Annotated in this window: 21 protein-coding genes and 1 riboswitch; of the genes, 7 read left to right on the top strand and 14 right to left on the bottom strand. The window is 64.8% G+C overall.

Annotated elements, in window-relative coordinates:
* Window positions 1-37 precede the first annotated feature (37 nt).
* The 6 genes from M1D32_RS03220 to M1D32_RS03195 form a co-directional block, all read right to left on the bottom strand.
* Window positions 38-463: a CoA-binding protein gene (locus M1D32_RS03220; protein ID WP_458780918.1), complete on the bottom strand. Its 426-nt coding sequence runs from the start codon at window positions 461-463 to the stop codon at window positions 38-40.
* Window positions 464-519: 56 nt separating this feature from the next.
* Window positions 520-1,395 carry a hypothetical protein gene (locus M1D32_RS03215; protein ID WP_458780917.1) on the bottom strand — a complete coding sequence of 292 codons (876 nt, stop codon included), beginning with the start codon at window positions 1,393-1,395 and terminating at the stop codon, window positions 520-522.
* Window positions 1,392-1,943 carry an RNA polymerase sigma factor gene (locus M1D32_RS03210; RefSeq protein ID WP_458782089.1) on the bottom strand — a complete coding sequence of 184 codons (552 nt, stop codon included), beginning with the start codon at window positions 1,941-1,943 and terminating at the stop codon, window positions 1,392-1,394. The genes M1D32_RS03215 and M1D32_RS03210 overlap by 4 nt, the downstream gene beginning before the upstream one ends.
* A gap of 292 nt (window positions 1,944-2,235) precedes the next feature.
* Window positions 2,236-2,580 carry a YegP family protein gene (locus M1D32_RS03205; protein ID WP_458780916.1) on the bottom strand — a complete coding sequence of 115 codons (345 nt, stop codon included), beginning with the start codon at window positions 2,578-2,580 and terminating at the stop codon, window positions 2,236-2,238.
* Window positions 2,581-2,859: 279 nt separating this feature from the next.
* A complete protein-coding gene (locus M1D32_RS03200; RefSeq protein WP_458780915.1) occupies window positions 2,860-4,149 on the bottom strand; it encodes an adenylosuccinate synthase in 1,290 nt (429 codons plus the stop codon).
* Window positions 4,150-4,413: 264 nt separating this feature from the next.
* Window positions 4,414-5,475 (bottom strand): M14 family zinc carboxypeptidase, encoded by a 1,062-nt coding sequence (locus tag M1D32_RS03195; RefSeq protein ID WP_458780914.1) that lies wholly within the window; start codon window positions 5,473-5,475, stop codon window positions 4,414-4,416.
* Window positions 5,476-5,723: 248 nt separating this feature from the next.
* A riboswitch (SAM riboswitch) is annotated at window positions 5,724-5,829 on the top strand.
* Window positions 5,830-5,840: 11 nt separating this feature from the next.
* Here M1D32_RS03195 and M1D32_RS03190 point away from each other — a divergent pair.
* Both M1D32_RS03190 and M1D32_RS03185 read left to right on the top strand, forming a co-directional pair.
* Window positions 5,841-7,046, top strand: a complete 1,206-nt coding sequence (locus M1D32_RS03190; protein ID WP_458780913.1) for a cobalamin-independent methionine synthase II family protein — start codon at window positions 5,841-5,843, stop codon at window positions 7,044-7,046.
* A 212-nt stretch (window positions 7,047-7,258) separates the two neighbouring features.
* Window positions 7,259-7,891: a uracil-DNA glycosylase family protein gene (locus M1D32_RS03185; protein ID WP_458780912.1), complete on the top strand. Its 633-nt coding sequence runs from the start codon at window positions 7,259-7,261 to the stop codon at window positions 7,889-7,891.
* A gap of 132 nt (window positions 7,892-8,023) precedes the next feature.
* Here the strand turns inward: M1D32_RS03185 and M1D32_RS03180 are convergent, their stop codons facing one another.
* The 3 genes from M1D32_RS03180 to M1D32_RS03170 all read right to left on the bottom strand — a co-directional run bounded on the left by M1D32_RS03180 (window position 8,024) and on the right by M1D32_RS03170 (window position 10,296).
* Window positions 8,024-8,446: a DUF3151 domain-containing protein gene (locus tag M1D32_RS03180; protein WP_163164702.1), complete on the bottom strand. Its 423-nt coding sequence runs from the start codon at window positions 8,444-8,446 to the stop codon at window positions 8,024-8,026.
* A complete protein-coding gene (gene fbaA, locus M1D32_RS03175; protein ID WP_163164703.1) occupies window positions 8,447-9,466 on the bottom strand; it encodes a class II fructose-bisphosphate aldolase in 1,020 nt (339 codons plus the stop codon).
* Window positions 9,467-9,627: 161 nt separating this feature from the next.
* Complete coding sequence (locus M1D32_RS03170) at window positions 9,628-10,296, bottom strand: TrmH family RNA methyltransferase (RefSeq protein WP_458780911.1); 669 nt, start codon at window positions 10,294-10,296, stop codon at window positions 9,628-9,630.
* 69 nt (window positions 10,297-10,365) lie between these two features.
* On the opposite strand from M1D32_RS03170, the gene M1D32_RS03165 reads away from it, so the two are divergent.
* Window positions 10,366-11,196, top strand: coding sequence for an HAD-IIA family hydrolase (locus tag M1D32_RS03165; protein ID WP_458780910.1), 831 nt, complete (start codon window positions 10,366-10,368; stop codon window positions 11,194-11,196).
* Between the two features lie 8 nt (window positions 11,197-11,204).
* Here M1D32_RS03165 and M1D32_RS03160 read toward each other — a convergent pair whose 3' ends face one another.
* The 4 genes from M1D32_RS03160 to pyrE all read right to left on the bottom strand — a co-directional run bounded on the left by M1D32_RS03160 (window position 11,205) and on the right by pyrE (window position 14,519).
* A complete protein-coding gene (locus M1D32_RS03160; protein WP_458780909.1) occupies window positions 11,205-12,245 on the bottom strand; it encodes an alpha/beta fold hydrolase in 1,041 nt (346 codons plus the stop codon).
* 69 nt (window positions 12,246-12,314) lie between these two features.
* Complete coding sequence (locus M1D32_RS03155) at window positions 12,315-12,962, bottom strand: hypothetical protein (RefSeq protein WP_458780908.1); 648 nt, start codon at window positions 12,960-12,962, stop codon at window positions 12,315-12,317.
* An 85-nt stretch (window positions 12,963-13,047) separates the two neighbouring features.
* The gene (locus M1D32_RS03150; protein WP_458780907.1) at window positions 13,048-13,815 is read right to left on the bottom strand and encodes a GAF and ANTAR domain-containing protein; all 768 of its coding nucleotides are present in this window, start codon (window positions 13,813-13,815) and stop codon (window positions 13,048-13,050) included.
* Window positions 13,816-13,934: 119 nt separating this feature from the next.
* Window positions 13,935-14,519, bottom strand: a complete 585-nt coding sequence (gene pyrE, locus M1D32_RS03145) for an orotate phosphoribosyltransferase (RefSeq protein ID WP_458780906.1) — start codon at window positions 14,517-14,519, stop codon at window positions 13,935-13,937.
* Between the two features lie 74 nt (window positions 14,520-14,593).
* Between pyrE and nadE the strand changes: the two genes are divergently transcribed.
* Window positions 14,594-15,448, top strand: a complete 855-nt coding sequence (nadE, locus tag M1D32_RS03140) for an ammonia-dependent NAD(+) synthetase (RefSeq protein WP_458780905.1) — start codon at window positions 14,594-14,596, stop codon at window positions 15,446-15,448.
* Between the two features lie 125 nt (window positions 15,449-15,573).
* On the opposite strand, the gene M1D32_RS03135 is transcribed toward nadE, so the two are convergent.
* Entirely contained in the window at window positions 15,574-16,368 is a 795-nt protein-coding gene (locus tag M1D32_RS03135) for an IclR family transcriptional regulator (protein ID WP_458780904.1), read from the bottom strand.
* Between the two features lie 180 nt (window positions 16,369-16,548).
* Between M1D32_RS03135 and M1D32_RS03130 the strand changes: the two genes are divergently transcribed.
* From M1D32_RS03130 to M1D32_RS03120, 3 genes are read left to right on the top strand one after another with little or no spacing between them, the layout of a single operon-like run.
* A complete protein-coding gene (locus M1D32_RS03130; protein WP_458780903.1) occupies window positions 16,549-17,277 on the top strand; it encodes a CoA transferase subunit A in 729 nt (242 codons plus the stop codon).
* A 28-nt stretch (window positions 17,278-17,305) separates the two neighbouring features.
* Entirely contained in the window at window positions 17,306-18,001 is a 696-nt protein-coding gene (locus tag M1D32_RS03125) for a CoA transferase subunit B (RefSeq protein ID WP_458780902.1), read from the top strand.
* On the top strand, window positions 17,998-19,188 hold the full coding sequence (locus M1D32_RS03120) for an acetyl-CoA acetyltransferase (protein ID WP_458780901.1): 1,191 nt from the start codon (window positions 17,998-18,000) through the stop codon (window positions 19,186-19,188). Before M1D32_RS03125 ends, M1D32_RS03120 begins: the two co-directional genes overlap by 4 nt.
* Window positions 19,189-19,193 lie beyond the last annotated feature (5 nt).

Raw genomic sequence — 19,193 nt, 5'->3', positions numbered from 1 at the left:
CCCCGGACGGCTGCAGCAGGAACAACCGGTGCAGCCGTCAGAGGTTGTATTTCCAGGCCTGCTGGGCAGGGCAGGTGTCCATCACTACATCCAGCCCGGCTGCCTTGGCCCGCTCCGCCGCGGCCTCGTCGATGACCCCCAACTGCAGCCACACCGCCTTCGCCCCCACGGCGATCGCCTGGTCCACCACGTCCCCCACTTTCTGCGAGTTCACAAAGCAGTCCACGACGTCGATGGGGTGCTTCTCTGCGGGAATGTCGCCAAGGCTCCGGTAGCCGGCCTCCCCGTGAACGGGCTCGCCCGGAAGGTTGACGGGGATGATCTCCATCCCCAGCCGGTCCCGGATAAACAGGGAAGTATCGTAGGCGGCGCGCCACTCATTGGTGGTGAGGCCCACAATGGCCCACCGCCCTTTGGTCCGCATCAGGCGTTCGACAACGGCAGGATCATTTTTGTGCCCCATGCGCCTAGCCTACGCGGCCGGGAGGGCCCGGCGCCCAACGTCCTTCCCCGTGGCGGCTACCGGCTGAACTTCTGCAGCCATTTCGCACCGGGCACGGCCTGTACGGCAGCTCCTGCGGTGTCCACACCCTGCCTGAGGACTTCCGGCACGGAGTCCGCCCGTACCCCTGGCGACGCTCCAGCCACGTGGTTTGCCTCGCTCTTGGCGCCAGCGGTTCCCTGGCCAACTGCCGGCTCCGGGACCACACCGGCAGCCACGCCGTTTTCCTCCTGGGCAGCCGCTGCGCGGCCCTGCCCCAAGTGGTTGGCCGAATTCTGCCCGCCACTCCTTTCAGCATCCCCGTTTCCTTGTGTGCCCTGCCCGAAAGTGTCCGGTGCCGGCACGTCCGGGTTACGGGGCGGGACAGACGGGTCCGCCGCAGCGGGAGTGGCCGCAGGGATGCCACTGCGGGTGACGCTTTCTTCGGTGGCGCCAGGTTCCGGTTCGCCCTGAAGCATTGCACCCGTGGAGGGTCCGTCCCGGCCATCCGGCAGCGCCATGGAGCCCGGGGCGTCAGGCGCGGGAAGGCTCCAGGCGGGAGTCCAGTCTTCAAGCATGTGCTGGATTGAGAGGCTTCCGGATTGACCGGGGACGGCGGAACTGGCCGCTACCCCGCCTACGCCAAGTCCCATGCCTGCTATGAGGGCAAGGCCCACGACGGTCGGCCGGTGTGTCCGGAGCCGTCGTCGCCCGGCCAGTTCGTCCGTTTCGCTTTCCGTACTAGTGGTGGCTTCCGCCAGTAGTACGGCAAGATGTCCGGACGGGGCCGGTGCGGGCAGCGACGCCAGCGACCCCAGTGCCAGAAGGGCGGCACGAAGCTCGGGGTCCTTGCCGTATCCGGCGTCCAGGAGCATGTCCTCCACCATGTCGGGCAGGTAATTCACATGCGTCATGGCCTCAGGTACTCCTTCACGGCCGAAAGTTCCCGGAGTTTCCCCAGTGCCCGCCGCTGAAGCTGCTTTACCGCGCCGGCGGTCTTGTCCATGGCTGCCGCTGTCTGCTCAACGGTGAGTCCGGCAACGAGGCGAAGGGCCAGGACCTCGCGCTGGTCCTCCGGCAAACCGTCCATGAGGCCCATGACCTCGCGGGGTGAAATACGTTCCAGGGCGTCCTTCTCCGCGGAGGAATCTTCACGCTGATCCAGCTCAGGTTCGAAGGGCAACTTGGCCGGGGTGCGGCTTTGGCGCCGGTGATCGTCCACCATCCGGGCGTGTGCGACCGAGAAGATAAAAGTACGGAGTCCTGCGGCACCACCATGGATGGTGCCGAGCCGTGGCAGGACGGAGAGGAACACCTCCTGCATGGCCGCCTCCGGATCCTCGACGCCCCGGGCGGTGAGATAGCCCAGGACTTGTGATGCATAGGTCCGGTAGACCACGCTGAAGACGGAGGCCCCGGCGGCTTGGTCCCGCAGGGTCCCGTCTGTGAGTGCATCGGTCACGGACGTAGTGCTTTCAGTCAAGAGGGGTTCCGGAGCGGAAGAGGCCTGATCCAAGAGGGAACGCCTTTTCCCCGCATCACTTTACCCCTCAGTAGCCACTGCCCGGATCCAGCCACGCAAGCACTGCGGCCAGTTTTGGCAGCTGCCCCTGCCGCCGGAAAGTGAAAGAGCCGGTCTGGAACGTGATGGGGGACAAGTTCCAGACCGGCGCTACATAGGGGTAATCGCTGCCGGCGTCCGAAGGGTTACGCCCTGCAGGAAAATTTTCAAAAAACTACTTTTGGCCGGACGCTCAACGCGTAACTGCCGTGGTCCAGCGGGGCTTGGTTCCCTGCCGGCGCGGTCCTTTTGCCAGGATGAATGTGTGCGCGGCGGGATTGCGCCGGTCCTCACAATCAGCGGCCGCGGGGGCCGATGCCACAGGTGCCGCTGCTGGCGCACGAACCGTAGCACCGGCGGGGCAAAGGTCGGTGACCAGTCCTGTGCCCGCGCACTCGCGGACGGCGGCGATTCCGGAAACGAGGGCAGCCTTGTCCTCAAAGGGGCCGGAGACAGCCATCACTGAGCCGTCCGGGGCCAGCAGCCGGAACCTGAAAAACGAGTCCTGGTCAACGAACGCTTCGAACTTTCCGGCCATAACAAATCCTTTCGTCCTGCGGTTCCCGTCCGGCGTGCGCTTCTGCCGGGCGGCGTCGTAGCCCCCGCCAGTCCGGTTGCATTGCCGGTCCCTTTCCCGCGGCTCTGGTGGAACGCTCGGCGATCAGGCCACCGGGTGTACAGACGAGTGTCCCGGCTGCGTCCGCAGTCTCACAAGACCTCCCCCGTAAACGCTGTGTAAATTGCCGAAGGCCAGCCAACAGCAGCGGCGGGCCACCTTTTCAAGGTGGCCCGCCGCCGTCGTAATTTTCCTGGCGCGTTAGTCGTTGATGAGGTCGTTCACCACGATGGTCTGGTCCCGGTCCGGCCCAACGCCGATGGCGGAGAAGCGCGTCCCGGACAGTTTCTCCAGGGCCAGCACGTAGTTGCGTGCGTTCTCCGGCAGGTCCGCCAGCGTCCGCGCACCGGTGATGTCCTCTGTCCAGCCCTCGAAGTATTCGAAGATCGGGATTGCGTGGTGGAACTCGGTCTGCGTCATGGGCATTTCGTCGTGGCGTACGCCGTCAACGTCATAGGCCACGCACACCGGAATTTGCTCGATCCCGGTGAGCACGTCCAGCTTCGTGACGAAGTAGTCCGTGAAGCCGTTGACGCGCGAGGCGTGGCGGGCCAGGACGGCGTCGTACCAGCCGCAGCGGCGCGGCCGGCCGGTGTTCACGCCGAACTCGCCGCCGGTCTTCTGAAGGTACACGCCCATCTCGTCAAAGAGCTCCGTGGGGAACGGGCCGGCGCCAACGCGCGTGGTGTAGGCCTTGATGATGCCGATGGAGCGTGAGATGCGGGTCGGTCCAATGCCCGAACCCACGGATGCGCCGCCCGCTGTGGGGTTGGAGGAGGTGACGAACGGGTAGGTTCCGTGGTCCACGTCCAGGAACGTTGCCTGGCCGCCTTCCATCAGGACCACCTTGCCCTCGTCCAGGGCCGTGTTCAGGACCAGGGTGCTGTCGATGACCAGCGGGCGGAGCCGGTCGGCGAAGGACAGGAAGTACTCCACGATCTCATCCACGAGCACGCCACGGCGGTTATAGACCTTGACCAGCAGCTCGTTCTTCTGGCGCAGGGAACCTTCCACCTTCTGGCGGAGGATCGACTCGTCAAACACGTCCTGGACACGGATGCCCAGGCGGGCCACCTTATCCATGTAGGCGGGGCCGATGCCGCGTCCGGTGGTCCCGATGGCGCGGCTGCCGAGGAACCGCTCCGTCACCTTGTCCAGCACCTGGTGGTAAGGAGCAACAAGGTGTGCGTTGGCTGAGACGCGGAGCTTGGAGGTATCGGCGCCGCGGGCCTGGAGGCCTTCGATCTCCTGGAAGAGTGCCTCGAGGTTCACAACGCAGCCGTTGCCGATGATGGGTACCGCGTTGGGGCTGAGGATGCCTGCCGGAAGCAGCTTGAGTTCGTATTTTTCACCGCCCACGACGACGGTGTGCCCGGCGTTGTTCCCGCCGTTGGGTTTGACGACGTAGTCAACGCGGCCGCCCAGCAGGTCGGTCGCCTTGCCTTTTCCTTCGTCGCCCCACTGGGCTCCTACGATCACAATTGCTGGCATGGGATCCTCCCCCATTCGTTCGGGCTGGCCGTGCCGTGCCACGAGGTGGCTCGCCTGGTGCAGCGCCGTTCATGAGAATGCCCCGAATGGACCGGCCTTCGCTGGTCCGCGGGCGGCACAGCGACGCAAGAGTTCCGGGGCTCTTACCACCCAAGTTTAGCCGATGGGGGACTTTGTCCACTCGTTGGGCCGCCGCGGTCCTTCTTGCAGGGTAAAGGACTCTCCTGCTCGGCAAAGGACCGCGGCGGACTGTCAGCGGTGATGCTACTCGTCGTCCGCTTCCCCGTCGGGGCGGGAGGTCTGGGTGGCGAGGCTGTCCCAGAAGGAGGTGTCGGCGTCGGCGATTGATCCATCAGCGATTGCTGCGGCGGTGGCCGTGAGGGTGGTGACCGTCTGCTTGATCAAGTATCCGTTGCTCCTGAGGCCCAGGGCGTAGCCGTCCAGGTAATGGTCGGACATGCCGCGCATCTCGAACAGGAGTGTCGCGATCCCGTACTCCACAGCGATCCCGTTGCGGCTGATTGTCTCGGCGCTGCCGCCGACGTATTTGCCGAGGTGGCCCCAGCCGGTGGAGTCGACGTTGTTGAACACAACGGCACCCAACTGCTTGGACTTCTCGACGACTGCAGGATCGGCGTTCGGTGTGGTGGGGTACAGGATGGATCCGGAAACCAGCTTGCCGTCGCGTTCGCTGCGTGTGCCCTGGTGGTGCAGGTCGATCATGTAATCGATCCGGTACTTGCGCATCACATTGTTGTGCAGCGCCTGCGTTTCCGGCTGGACCTTGGCTACGTGGTCCCGGTTGAGGTCCACCTCTTCGGCGTTGTACCGCGTCATGTTGCGGTCACCTTTGGCCAGGTAGTCGTCCAGGGGGAAGTTGACGTCCCCCATGGCGCCGTCTGCGTTAAGCATGGGAACGATGAGGATGTTCGCGCCGTCGAGAATGTCCCCGGACTTTCCGGTGCCCAGGTGCTTAACGAATTCCAGGGCACCCTCGGTGGTGAGCTGCTCGTTGCCGTGCTGCTGCGTCAGGTAAAGGATGGTGGGCTTGGCCGGATCGGACATGTATTTGACCAGGTGGATGTCCCGGCCCTTCACGGTCTGGCCGATGACCTCCAGCTCCATGGCGCCCTGGCGGGCGTCCTGGTCCTTGAGGAAAGAAACCATTTGCTCGTAGGTGGCAAGCTTCGATGTGGTGATCTGGCCATTGCCGTCATAGTTGGGGCCTTCGCCCACGGCCATCGCAGGTACCGGCGCGGCCACGGCTGCCAGTGCCAGGGCTCCTGAAACTGCCAGGGTCCTGAAGGTTGCCAAGGTTTTTCTCACAGTGCGTTCCCTCTTTCGAGTGCATTAGGTGCGGCCAGCCCGCGATGTCCCCCATTGCAGGCTGTGACAAAAGCCAACCAACCTGGACCAATCCTGTCAATGGACGTGACAGCAACCTGCAGCCAGTTATTACGTTCCGAAAGACAGGCTCTCCTGCCCTTGTTCCGGGCGGCACCGTCAGGAGTTTCCGCCCGACACATTCCGAAAGCGGATTTGCTTCCGGGCGCACCAGTGCATTTAAGTGAGAGTACCCATCCGGAGCGGCCGAGAGACCTGGATCGATGACGCCGCAGCAACCCACATAGTGCAGGTACGTCCTGCCTGCGAAGGTGCTACTGCCAGGACCGATGGAAAGGAATTCCAGCATGTCCCTGAACACCGACCACATCCGCGTCACCCACGCCGGATCGTTGCCCCGTACCCCTGAGCTCATTGCCGCCAACGCCGCACGCGAAGAGAACCCTTCCGACGTCGAGGGCTACAACGAACTGCTCACCGCTTCCGTGGTGGACCTGGTCCAGCGCCAGCAAAGCCTGGGCATTCATATCCCCAACGACGGCGAATACGGGCACGCCATGTCCGCTGCTGTGGACTACGGCGCCTGGTGGTCCTACTCCTTCGCCCGCATGGGCGGGCTGGAACTGGACAACGACGCCAAGTGGGCGGTTGAACCGAAGGAATCCACCCCGGGCAACGTCCAGCTGACCGGCTTCATCCATCGGCGCGACCGCGCCATCTTCGCCGAGGCCTACAACGATCCCACCAGCGGCATCTTCACCGGCGGCCCCAAGCCGTTCCCCAAAGTCACCGGGCCTCTTGTCTACACCGGCCAAGACGCCGTCGCGTCCGACATCGCAAACCTGAAGGCAGGACTGGCCGCTGCGGGACTGAAGGACGGGTTTGTTGCGGCGCTGTCCCCCGGGAGCGCCTCACGCATCACCAACGAGTACTACGCCACGGAGGAGGAATACATCTATGCCTTCGCCGATGCGCTCCGCGAAGAGTACAAGGCCATTATCGACGCCGGCCTGATCCTCCAGATAGACGATCCCTCGATCGCTGAGAACTGGGACCAGATCAGCCCTGAGCCGAGCGTGGCCGACTACCTCAAGTTCACCCGGATCCGCGTGGAGGCCCTGAATTACGCCCTCCGCGGCCTTCCCGAGGAGCAGGTCCGCTTCCACCTCTGCTGGGGCTCCTGGCACGGCCCGCACACCACCGACCTTCCCCTTGCGGACCTGGTGGACACCATGTTGCAGATCAACGCCGGCGGCTACTCCTTCGAGGCCGCCAACGTCCGCCACGAGCACGAGTGGCGGGTCTGGGAGGACACCAAGCTCCCCGAGGGCAAGGTCATCATCCCGGGCATCGTCTCGCACGCCACCAATGTGGTGGAGCACCCTGACCTGGTGGCGGACCGGATCGTACGGTTCGCGGACGTCGTGGGCCGCGAGAACGTCATCGCCTCTACGGACTGCGGCCTGGGCGGCAGGGTCCACCCGCAGATCGCTTTCGCCAAGCTGGAAGCCCTGGGCGAGGGCGCGCGCCGGGCCACCAAACGGCTCTGGTAGCTGCAGAAAAGTATAACGGGATCCGCCGGTTCCGTGCGCCGCTTGGATCGGGTGCGCGGGACCGGCGTTTCGTTTCGCAGGGCTTGCTAAACTGGTAAAGGCCGACCAGGAATCGGTCCGCCCCATTTCAACCACTTCGGATCTGCTGTGCCATCGTGCGCCCATTTTCGCGGTGGCAGCAACACCAATCCCCGCAGGAGACCCAGCACTACATGACAGCCCTGGCACCCGAATCTTTCCATGATCAGCTTCTGAACCGCCGCTACGAACCGAACGTTGCAGCCGTCAACGAACTGTGCGATTCCCTGCAGGGGACGAAGCCCGGCACCATTGTGCCCTATGTGGACCCCATGCACGACGTCGACGAGTGCCGCATCATCAGCCTGTACTCAAATATCGGCGAGGCTGACCCGTCCGGTTTCATCACTGCCGGTGATCACGACGCCGCCACGCGGATGCTGGGGATCCAGTGGAAGCTGGGGCTGCGGCCGGAGTTCGTTATGCCGTGGAACGTCCACCCGTGGCACGTCGCCGGGGAAGCCAACGGTAAGTTCACGCCGGACCAGATTTCCGCGGGCCTGAAGCCGCTGCTGAAGTTCCTGGCACTCGTTCCGCGTGCCTCCGTAATCGTGGCCCACGGCACAGAAGCCAACCGCCTGGCCAACCTGCTGCTGAAGACTGAGGTGCCGCTGCTCTGGCGCCGCGGCCTGAAGACCTACAAGGTGCGCTCCCTGAGCGGCCGCGCCTTCGCCGGCTCGCCTGCACGCCAGGAGGAGTACCTCGAGGACATGCGCGTGGCCTACGCTGACGCCATGGCACGCACCGGACTGCAGAAATCCAGCTAATCTCCCCAAGCCTCCGGGAAGTACGACGACGGCCGGTCACCTTTTCGAAAAGGTGACCGGCCGGCGTCGTTCCCCACCCGCCCCTAGCCTCGCAAGCTCGGCCAGGGAACCCTGCGGGCGTGGGCCCACATATTAGGAGCCCTCGATGGCTGCTTTTGCCGTGGGGTCCGAATCGTTCAGGAACTTCTCGATCCGTTCCGGTTCCTCAGCCTCGCCGATCGCCGCGGCAGCGCGCCCCAGCGAGTAAAGCGCCCGCAGGAAGCCGCGGTTGGGCTCATGCTCCCACGGGATGGGGCCGACGCCGCGCCAGCCGTTGCGGCGCAGCGAGTCCAGTCCACGGTGGTAGCCCACGCGTGAGTAGGCGTAGGAATCGATGGTGCGTCCCTCGGCCCAAGCCTCTTCAGCCAGGACAGCCCACAGCAACGAGGATGTGGGGTGCTTTTCCACCAGGTCCAGGGCTTCCTGGCCGGCTTCCAGCTGCTGGTAGACCTCGGTCTCGGCAGGCAGGAGGGTGGGCTCCGGGCCCATCAGGTTCTTGCGGAACTCGTCCGACATTTAGAAGGTCTTTCCGGCCGAGCCGAGCTGCTTGGTGGCTTCCACCACGCGGGCTGCCAGGCCGGCTTCGGCAGAGGCACCCCAGACGCGGGGATCGTAGGTCTTCTTGTTGCCCACTTCGCCGTCGACCTTCAGGACACCGTCGTAGTTGCGGAACATGTGGTCGGCTACCGGACGGGTGTAGGCGTACTGGGTGTCGGTGTCGATGTTCATCTTGATGGTGCCGTAGGAAACGGCGTCGGCGATTTCCTGGTCGGAGGAGCCGGAACCGCCGTGGAACACCAGGTCGAACGGGCTGTCCTTGCCGATCTTGGCGCCCACCTGCGCCTGGATGTCTTTGAGGATCTCCGGGCGGAGCTTGACCCCGCCGGGCTTGTAGACGCCGTGGACGTTGCCGAAGGTCAATGCCGTGATGTAGCGGCCGTTCTCGCCGGCACCGAGTGCCTCAATGGTGGCCAGGGCATCCTCGACGGTGGTGTAGAGCTTCTCGTTGATCTCGTTCTCAACGCCGTCTTCTTCGCCGCCCACGGTGCCGATCTCGACCTCAAGGATCATCTTGGCGGCCGCGGTGCGCTCGAGCAGTTCGCGGGCGATGCGCAGGTTTTCCTGCAGGGTCTCGGCGGAGCCGTCCCACATGTGGGAGTTGAACAGCGGGTTGCGGCCGGCCTTGACCTCAGCCTCGGAAGCAGCCAGGAGCGGCAGGACGAAACCGTCCAGCTTGTCCTTGGGACAGTGGTCCGTGTGCAGCGCGATGTTGACGTTGTAGTTCTTCGCTACTTCGCGGGCGAAGGCGGCGAAGCCCAGGGAGCCTGCAACCATGTCCTTGGTGGAGGCGCCGGACCAGTAGGCCGCACCGCCGGTGGAGACCTGGACGATGCCGTCGGACTCAGCCTCGGCGAAGCCGCGCAGGGCCGCGTTCAGCGTCTGGGAGGACGTAACGTTCACCGCCGGGAATGCGAAGCCGCCCGCCTTTGCGCGGTCGATCATCTCGGAGTAGATCTCTGGGGTTGCAATGGGCATGCTGACTCCTATGCTGAGGTTCGTCTGTGGGCTGGTAACCCTGGAGTACCGCTTACGGCTAGCACCATCCTAGCCATTACCGCGCAAAGAGTGTTCCGGGTTACGCCCCACCCGCACCCTTACCTCGCAAGTCCGCGCCGGCTCCCATCCCGCCTGCCAAGTTACACGTGCTGGTTGAACACGTGGCGGCGTACCCAGGCGTGCATGGCGATGGCGGCCGCCGAGGCAGCGTTGATGGACCTGGTGGAGCCGAACTGCTCGATGGACAAGGTGGCGAGGGCGGCCTCATGCACCTCAGGGGTAAGCCCAGGACCTTCCTGGCCAAACACCAGCACGCAGTCCTTGGGCAGTTCATAGGTTTCCAGCGGGACCGAATCGGGGAAGATGTCGATCCCGATGATCGCCAGGCCCTCCCCCTGCGCCCAGGCCACAAAATCCTCCACGGTGGGGTGGTGGCGGACGTGCTGGTAGCGGTCGGTGACCATGGCGCCCCGGCGGTTCCACCGCCGTCGTCCGATGATGTGCACTTCCTTGGCGAGGAAAGCATTCGCGGTGCGCACCACCGTGCCGATGTTGAGGTCGTGCTGCCAGTTTTCGATGGCGACGTGGAAGTTGTGCCGCCGTGAGTCCAGCTCCGCCACGATCGCGTCATGTTTCCAGTAGCGGTACTTGTCCAGCACATTGCGGCGGTCGCCGTCCGCCAGGAGGTCAGGGTCCCAGTGGTCACCTTCCGGCAGCTCGCCTTCCCAGGGTCCGACGCCGACTTCCGGCTTTTCGCCCGGCGCCTCCGGGTGTGCCTCTCCAGATGCTGCAGGCGGTTCGGACGTCATTCCGGGCGTTTGGTTCACCCTTCAACACTAGACTGGACCTTTCGGCTTTCATCACCGGCGGAGGTAGGCATGGCAGAAGCGGACAAGGTTAAAGGGTCACCATCGGTATACCGCAGCGGGCAGGACATCGAGTGCTGGCTGACCGACATGGACGGCGTCCTGGTCCACGAAAACCAGGCGGTTCCCGGCGCCGCCGAGCTGATCCAGCGGTGGGTGGACACGTCAAAGCGCTTCCTGGTGCTCACGAACAACTCGATTTACACGCCGCGCGACCTTGCCGCGCGGCTGCGCGCCTCCGGGCTGGAGGTTCCCGAGGAAAACATTTGGACTTCGGCCCTGGCCACCGCCCAGTTCCTCAAGAACCAGGTGGAGGGTTCCGGATCGGGGAACCGCGCTTACACCATCGGCGAGGCAGGATTGACGACGGCGCTGCACGAGGCCGGCTTCATCCTCACCGACCAGGACCCGGACTTTGTGGTGCTCGGCGAGACGCGCACATATTCCTTTGAGGCCATCACCACCGCCATCCGCCTGATCCTGGCCGGTGCGCGCTTCATCGCCACGAACCCTGACGCTACCGGGCCTTCGAAGGACGGCCCGTTGCCCGCCACCGGCGCCATCGCCGCGCTCATCACCAAAGCCACTGACCGGGAACCCTACATCGTGGGCAAGCCCAACCCGATGATGTTCCGCTCGGCCATGAACCAGATCGACGCGCACTCCGAAACCACCGCCATGATCGGGGACCGGATGGATACGGACATCATCGCCGGCATGGAAGCGGGGCTGCACACCGTCCTGGTCCTCAGCGGCATCACGCAGCGCGAAGAGATCGGTTCGTACCCGTTCCGGCCCAACCAGGTGTTGAACTCCGTGGCGGACCTGAAGAACCAGATCTAGGACCGGCCCTAGAAGACCGTCACGCGGGATCCACCCCGCGGCAGCGGGAAGTTCTCGTCCAGGAGTTCCTCCAGGATGGGCCGGTAGATGTTCGGGTTCCAGCCCGGGCTGGCGTGCGCGGGTACGGCCCCTTCCGTCTGAAGCTCACTGGGAACCATGTTGTTCTTGAAGGCCACCGCCCAAGCTCCTACGGCCGTCTGGTACCGGACAGTGCGGTCCCGCGGGTTGCCGATGTAGGCCATCTTGGCGCCGCCAATTTTGTCCGCGAACCGGGTGCCGTCGAAGTGGTAGATGTACGCTGACTCGGACTGGACCAGCAGGCTGGACGGTGCGATGGGCGAGAGCTGTTCGAGTGTCTGGTCAACGATCTGCCGCCACGTCCGTTCGTCTTTGTGGATGACGCGCTCCCCCAGTTCGTAGCCGCCGCGCAGTGCGGACGGAAACCGGAAACCCCTTTCGTACAGGAACACCACTCCATCGAACCAACTCTGGTCCAGGACGTCGTGCTTGCTGTAGGGGCTGGAGTCAAGCACGATGAATTCCACCTCCACTCCGTGAAGCTCCAGGAGCCGGGCGGCGACCTGGGTGGCCACCATTCCCCCGAAGCTGTGCCCGTAGAAGAACAGCTTGGTGAGCTTTTGGGCGCGGACGTGTTCGATCACGGCGATGACAATCTCATCAATGTCCAGGCCCAGGTTGGAATAGCCCACCGCAGCGAGCCTGGCCCGTTTGTTCAGCGTGCCCCGGAGGGAGTTCAGGATCCACTGCCCCTCCTCCCAACTGGTTTTATAGCCGGGGAAAAGGAACCAGCTGGCGTCCGGGTAGTACGTGTCAGCGAAGTCGTCGACAACAGGGAGGATCCGGTTCACCTGGCGGGCGGACTGCACCTGCCGGGTAACCAGCATGTCCGCTGCCAGCAGGCCGGACAGGCCCGCTCCCGCCAGGAACCCCCGCCGGGAAAACTGCTTGAGGGCAGCGGCATCCCGGAGCAGACGGGCTCCAGAGGCCCCGCGCCGGTCCTGCGGATTTACTTCCCCCTCATATGGCACGCCTCTACCGTAGGCACACTGGAAGACACCGTCGCAAGAAGCCGCCGGTAACCTTTCAGTGACGCCGCATCAGCTGGCTGCCTGTCCTTCCGCCGCCGTAACTGGGGCTGGAGTGTCCTGTTGGCGCCGGAGCATCTCCTGCCCGATGTCGTCGTACCGGGCCAGCAGGTCCGACCCCGGGAAGGCTGCCGGGTTGTCCAGGAGGGTGAAAAGGGTATCGCTGGCAAGCAGCAATTCCTCGTCCGAGTACTCCTCCAGCGCGCGTCCACACAGCACCTCGAAGCCCGTGAGGTCCAATGGCGGAATCCCCGGTTCGGCAAGTTCGGCTGCCGGGTAACCAATTGCGCTGATATCTGCGATGGCCGCGGCGGAGAAGCCGTCAAGAATGGTCAGGTGCTGTTCAGCGACGTCAGGCGCGGCCCAATCATCCCGGATGGGTGAGAGGTCAAGGGACACTCCTGCCCCGTATATCCCTGGCAGGGCGCCGGTGTCGATGGCATTCAGGTCTCCGCGAAGGCCGGCCAGCGCCGACGACTCCACCATGGCGGCGCGGGACAGCTCCACCCGGATGTGGGAACGGATCCCTATCCTCCTGATCCGGCGGATGATCTGGACAAGGCCCGGCCGGGACTCCTGGTTCAAGCTTCCGCGGACGTCGATGCAGACAATGTCGGCATGGACATCGAGGTTGACGAGGGCGTTTAATGCGCGGTCCATAGGTACTCCAAAAGAGGGTGTCTATGGCCGACGGCTCAACCTCGGTAAGCGTAACCTCCAGCACGAGCCAGGCACAAGCCGTTTGTCACGCGCTTTGGTCGGCCTGCCGCTGTCCGGGTTCCTGGTAATGCGTGCGCGTACCCGCGCCCCCGACCGAGTCCACCAACGATTTAGCGATATCCCGCAGCTTGGTGTTGCTGTTGCTGGAGGCCTCGGTGAGGATGCTGACTGCTGCCTCCTGGCTGCACCTGTTCTGTGCCATCACAATGCCGATGGCGATGTCGATAATGGTCCGGGACTCCAGGGTGGCGCGAAGATTTGTGGCGCTGTCCGTGTGAAGCGAGAACCTCACGGCCAGCCTCAGTGCCTGCGAAATTTCCCTTGTATAGCCACGCGCTTTTGCGGTGGCACGGTCATCGAATTTGTGCGGTACGTCGGAATACAGGTTCAGTGCAGCTTTCGCTTCACCCTGCAGGTTGAAGGGCAGCGACAGAACGGACCGCAGTCCGTGGGAAGCCACCGCTGCCGCGTAGTCCGGTCCCCAGCGGTCCTCCTCGAAGAGGTCCGGAACATGCACTTCACGCTCCTCTTCTGCCGCAGTCAGGCAGGGGCCCTGGGACAAGGAGTACTGGATTTCGTCCACTTCCCGCGCCGAGTCACTGCTCCAGCCTATGGTGGCCGCCTTGCGGTCCCGGAGCAGGGTGATGCCGCAGAGTGCGTCGTCGCCGTCGCCAGCCATCTGATGGGCGGAGAACCGCGCCAGTTCGTTCAGGAAGTCCTCGAAGTCGGCACTTTCCAGAATGAGGTTCTGGATCTGGTCGGTGGCGCTCAAGGGCTGTTGAGGGGGGAGCATCGTGCACGTTCTCCGTACAGGGGAGTTAAGGGGATAACGCAAATGATAGGCCAGCCCTCCCTCCCGCTCCAACATCGACAGCCCGGGCACATTGTGCCCGGGCTTCCGTGACGACGGGCCTAGGAAAGCCCGAGTTCGTCCTTGCCGAAGGCGAACAGGTACGGGACGCCGGTCTCGGCTTCGATCTTTTCCTTGGCCCCGGTGTCCCGGTCGACGATGACGGCAACGGCCACAACGTTGCCGCCGGCCTTCCGGACGCCTTCCACTGCCGTCAGCGCCGAGCCGCCTGTGGTGGACGTGTCCTCGAGTACCAGCACCTTGCGGCCTTCCACGGACGGGCCCTCCACCTGGCGGCCCATGCCGTAGGACTTCTGGGCCTTGCGGACCACAAACGCATCAACCTTCCGACCGGCGTCAACGGCGGCGTGCATCACGGCGGTACCAACGGGGTCAGCCCCCATGGTGAGTCCGCCGGCGCACTCGAAGTCGATTCCGGCGTCATCCGCCAGGGCCAGCATGACCTGGCCCACAAGCTTGGAGGCCTCGTGGTGCAGCGTGATGCGGCGGAGGTCGATGTAGTAATCGGCTTCCGCTCCGCTGGACAGGATGACCTTGCCGCGGACCACGGCGAGTTCCTTGATCAGTTCCAGCAGGCGGGCGCGGGCGGCTGCAGTGTTTACTGCAGTGTCACTGGGGGAAGTCATGGACTCCAGTTTAGTGGGGGCGGGCCGGTGTGGATGCTTGAGGCTGATTGGCAGTGCTGGCTAGGCTGGACCCCATGCGCGAACTCCAGGCCAGCATCATCGAAGAAATGGGCGTTCAGCCCCGGATCGACCCCGCCGGGGAGGTGCGCAAGCGCGTCTCCTTCCTGAAGGACTACCTGAAAGCCACCCACACCAAGGGCTTCGTCCTGGGCATTTCAGGCGGCCTGGACTCGTCCCTGGCCGGAAAGCTTGCCCAGCTGGCCATCGAAGAGCTCGAGGCCGAGGGTGTTGACGCGAACTTCGTGGCCGTGCGCCTGCCCTATGGGGTCCAGCACGACGAGGAAGATGCGCAGGCTGCCCTGGACTTCATCCGGCCCAAGACCGAGTGGACCTTCAACATCTCTGCCGCCGTGGACGGCTTCGAGGACGAGTTCGAGAAGACCGTGGGCTCGGAAATCTCCGATTTCCACAAGGGCAACACCAAGGCACGCACCCGCATGATCGCCCAGTATGCCTTGGCTGGAGAACACAACTACCTGGTTATCGGCACGGACCACGGGGCCGAGTCAGTCACCGGTTTCTTCACCAAATACGGCGACGGCGGCGCCGACATCCTTCCCCTGTTTGGCCTGAACAAACGGCAGAACCGTGCCCTGCTGGCCGAGCTCGGCGCTCCTGCCCGCGTTTGGGAAAAGGTGCCCACGGCGGACCTGCTGGACGACAGGCCGGGCCGCACGGATGAGGACGAACTGGGCCTGAGCTACGACCAGATCGACGATTACCTGGAAGGACGGGATGTCCCTGAATCCGTTGCCGAGCTGATTGAAGAGAAGTACCTGCGTACCCGGCACAAGCGCACCGTTCCCGTCACCATCTTTGACACCTGGTGGAAGCACCAGGGCCCGGAGGAGCCCCGCGCGGGGCTGTAGGAACTCAGCTGTGTAGGAACTCAGCTGGGGGCCGCTGAAACTCCCCACTTTTGGGGAAGCACGACGGCGCGTCGCACCGGAAAGGGCGGCGCGCCGTCGTCGTTCCCCGGCAAAGGTGGGGAGGCTCAGCGCGTCCGGCTCCCCTTCCCGTCCCCATTGAGCTGCTGGGTGATGCGGTGCGCCTCGGCCATCAGGAGGCCGCCCAGCTCCTCCTGCCGCTCGGGCTTGAAGCGGGGCTCGATCCCGGTGAGGGAAAGCGCCCAGGCGGGCCTGCCTGACGCATCGAACACCGCGGCGCCCATCCCCCAGCTGCCTTCCAGCACCAGTCCCGGATTCAGGGAGTACCCCGACAGCCTGGTCTGTTCGAGGTTGGCCCGGACCAGTTCCTCCGGATGCGCCTTAGCGAAGGCACCTGCGTGTTCCGCCCATCCCTTGAATAGCTCCTCCTGCTCGGCCTCGGGAAGGAATGCCATGATGGCGGTGCCTGCGGAGGCCACACCGAGGGGGAACCGGACGCCCTCGTGCAGCACAAAGGACCGGACCGGGAAGCTCCCCTCCTCCCGCAGGAGGCATACCGTCTCGGAACCGCGGCGGATGGAGAAGAAGGCACTCTCGCCGGTGGCCTCGGCCAGCCTGCGGAGGCTGGGCCGCGCAATGTCCTCCAACGGAAACCGCGCGGCTGCCACCGACCCCATGAGGAGCATCTCCGGGCCCAGCACCCAGTTGCCGCTGCCTGCGTCGTGATCCAGCAATCCCTCGGACGCGAGGGAGGAGAGGAGCCGGTGGACCGTGGGCCGTGTGAGGCCGGATTCCCTCACCAGCGCGGACAGCGGCATCCCCTCAGCACTGCGCCCCACAAGCCGCAACAGCCCGGCGATGCGGCTGACAACCTGCGCGCCCTGTACGGGTAAACTGCTCATTTTCCTCCTCAGCCGTCCATATTATGGACTCGGCCAATGCTACCGTCCACACTGTAAAACCGGTAACTAACCCAGGATTTGCGGGGCTTGACAGGCCTTTCGCCGCGCCCGTAGTGTCCTTTCCCAAGCCCGCGTCCATAAGATGGACCACCATCGCGGGGTTCTCAATGAGGAGGCGCCATGTCCAAACTTCAACCAGCATCCGCCGTTGCCCTGGAAGGTGCACTCCAGGACGGCATCACCCTTGCCGTGGGCGGCTTCGGCCTGAGCGGCATTCCCGCGGACCTGATCGAGGCCGTCCGCGATTCCGGCGTGAAAGACCTGACGGTGGTCTCGAACAACATGGGGGTGGACGGCAAGGGCCTGGGCATCCTGATCGAAGCGGGCCAGGTCCGCAAAGTCATCGCCAGCTACGTGGGGGAAAACAAGCTCTTCGCCGAGCAGTACCTGGCCGGCAACCTGGAAGTGGAGTTCACCCCGCAGGGCACGCTCGCGGAACGCCTCCGTGCCGGCGGCGCCGGCATCCCCGCTTTCTACACCAAAACCGGCGTGGGCACCCTGGTGGCCGAGGGCAAGCCGCACGAGGTGTTCGACGGCGAAACGTACGTCCGCGAGCGCGCTATCCGGGCCGACGTCGCCCTGGTCCACGCGCACACCGCAGACACGGACGGAAACCTGATCTACCGCTACACCGCCCGGAACTTCAACCCGGTGGTTGCCACCGCCGGGCTCCTGACCATCGCGGAAGCCGAGGTCATCGTGGAACCGGGCCAACTGGACCCCAACCACATCGTCACGCCCGGCGTGTACGTCCAGCGCCTGGTGCAGGCCAGGGACCGGATCAAGGACATTGAGCAGCGCACCGTGCGCCCCGCCGCACGCCGCACTGCTGAAGCTGTCCCGGCCTAACCCCCACTACTCATTCAAGGAGACCCCCATGGCCTGGACCAGGGATGAAATGGCTGCCATCGCAGCCGAAGAACTGAACGACGGCGACTACGTCAACCTCGGCATCGGGATTCCCACCCTGGTGGCCAACAACCTGCCCGACGGCGTCCGGGTTGTGCTGCAGAGCGAAAACGGCCTGCTGGGCATGGGACCGTTCCCCTACGAGGGCGAGGAGGACGCCGACCTCATCAACGCCGGCAAACAGACCGTCACGGTGCTGCCGGGCGGGAGCATCTTCGATTCCGCCACCTCTTTCGGCATGATCCGGGGCGGCCACGTCAAAGTAGCCATTTTGGGGGCCATGCAGGTCTCCGGCAATGGCGACCTCGCCAACTGGACCATCCCCGGCAAGATGGTCAAGGGAATGGGCGGCGCCATGGACCTCGTGGCCGGGACGCCCCGCGTGGTGGTCCTCACCGAGCACAATGCCAAGGACGGCAGCGCCAAAATCGTGCGCGAGTGCACCCTGCCACTGACAGGCCTTGCGGTGGTGGACCGGATCATCAGTGACCTCGCGGTCTTCGACCTCTACAGGACGGACGACGGCGGGCGGCAGCTCACGCTGACCCGCCTCGCCCCGGGCGTCACGGTGGAGGAGATCCGGGAAAAGACGGAAGCCGGGTTCACCGTCGCCCTGGACGCGCCGGCACCGGCAGCCGATGCCCTGGAAGGAGCCACAGCATGAGCCTGCAGGAACAGTTCGGCAAGGATGTTCTCCTGACCGGCTGGGGGCACAGCCGCTTCGGGAAACTCACGGAGGAAACCCTGGAGTCCCTGATCGTCCAGGTTGCCACCGAGGCCATCGCGAACGCCGGGGTCGAGCCCGGCCAGATCGACGAAATCTACCTCGGCCAGTTCAACTCCGGCATGATGCCGCTGGCCTTCCCGTCCTCGCTGGCACTGCAGGTCTCGGCAGATCTGGCGAACGTTCCCGCCACCCGCGTGGAGAATGCCTGCGCCTCCGGTTCCGCTGCGTTCCAGCAGGGCACAAAGTCCCTCCTGGCGGGCACGGCGAAGACAGTGCTGGTGATTGGCGCGGAAAAGATGACCCACGCGGGCGCCGACGTTGTGGGGGCAGGCCTGCTGGGCGCCGACTATGACATGGCGGGCAAAACCTCCACCACCGGCTTCACGGGGCTCTTTGCCGAGGTGGCCAAGCACTACGGGAAGCGGTACGGCGACGGCAACCTGGGTGACGTCCTGGGCAGCATCGCCGCTAAAAACCACCGCAACGGCGTGGACAACCCCTACGCCCAGCTGCGCAAGGACCTGGGCGAGGACTTCTGCCGCACCGTCTCCGACAAGAACCCCATGGTGGCAGACCCGCTGCGCCGCACTGACTGCTCCCCCGTGTCCGACGGCGCCGCCGCCGTCGTGCTGTCCACTTCCCCGGCCGGCGGTGCCACTGCACCGGTGCGGCTGGCAGGTTTCGGCCACGCCAACGACTTCTTCCCCGCCTCGCGCCGGGACCCGGTTGCCTTCAACGCCACGCGGGTGTCCTGGCAGCGTGCACTGGCGATGGCCGGCACCGGGCTGGAGGGCCTGGACTTCGCGGAGGTGCATGACTGCTTCACCATCGCGGAGCTGCTGATGTACGAGGCGATGGGCCTGACGGAACCGGGCCAGGGTGCCCGCGCCATCGAGGAGGGCTGGGTGCACAAGGACGGCAAACTGCCCGTCAACGCCTCCGGAGGCCTCAAGGCGAAGGGCCATCCGGTGGGAGCGACAGGCGTTTCGCAGCACGTCATCGCTGCCATGCAGCTAACCGGGACCGCGGGCGGCATGCAGCTCGCCAACCCCCGCCGCGCCGCGGTCCAAAACATGGGCGGCGTGGGCATCGCCAATTACGTCAGTGTCCTGGAGGCTGTGTAGCGCCG

The organism is Arthrobacter sp. D3-16, assembly GCF_054408515.1.
The sequence above is the reverse complement of the archived record's forward strand: the minus strand, read 5'-3'. Positions and strand labels throughout refer to the sequence as shown.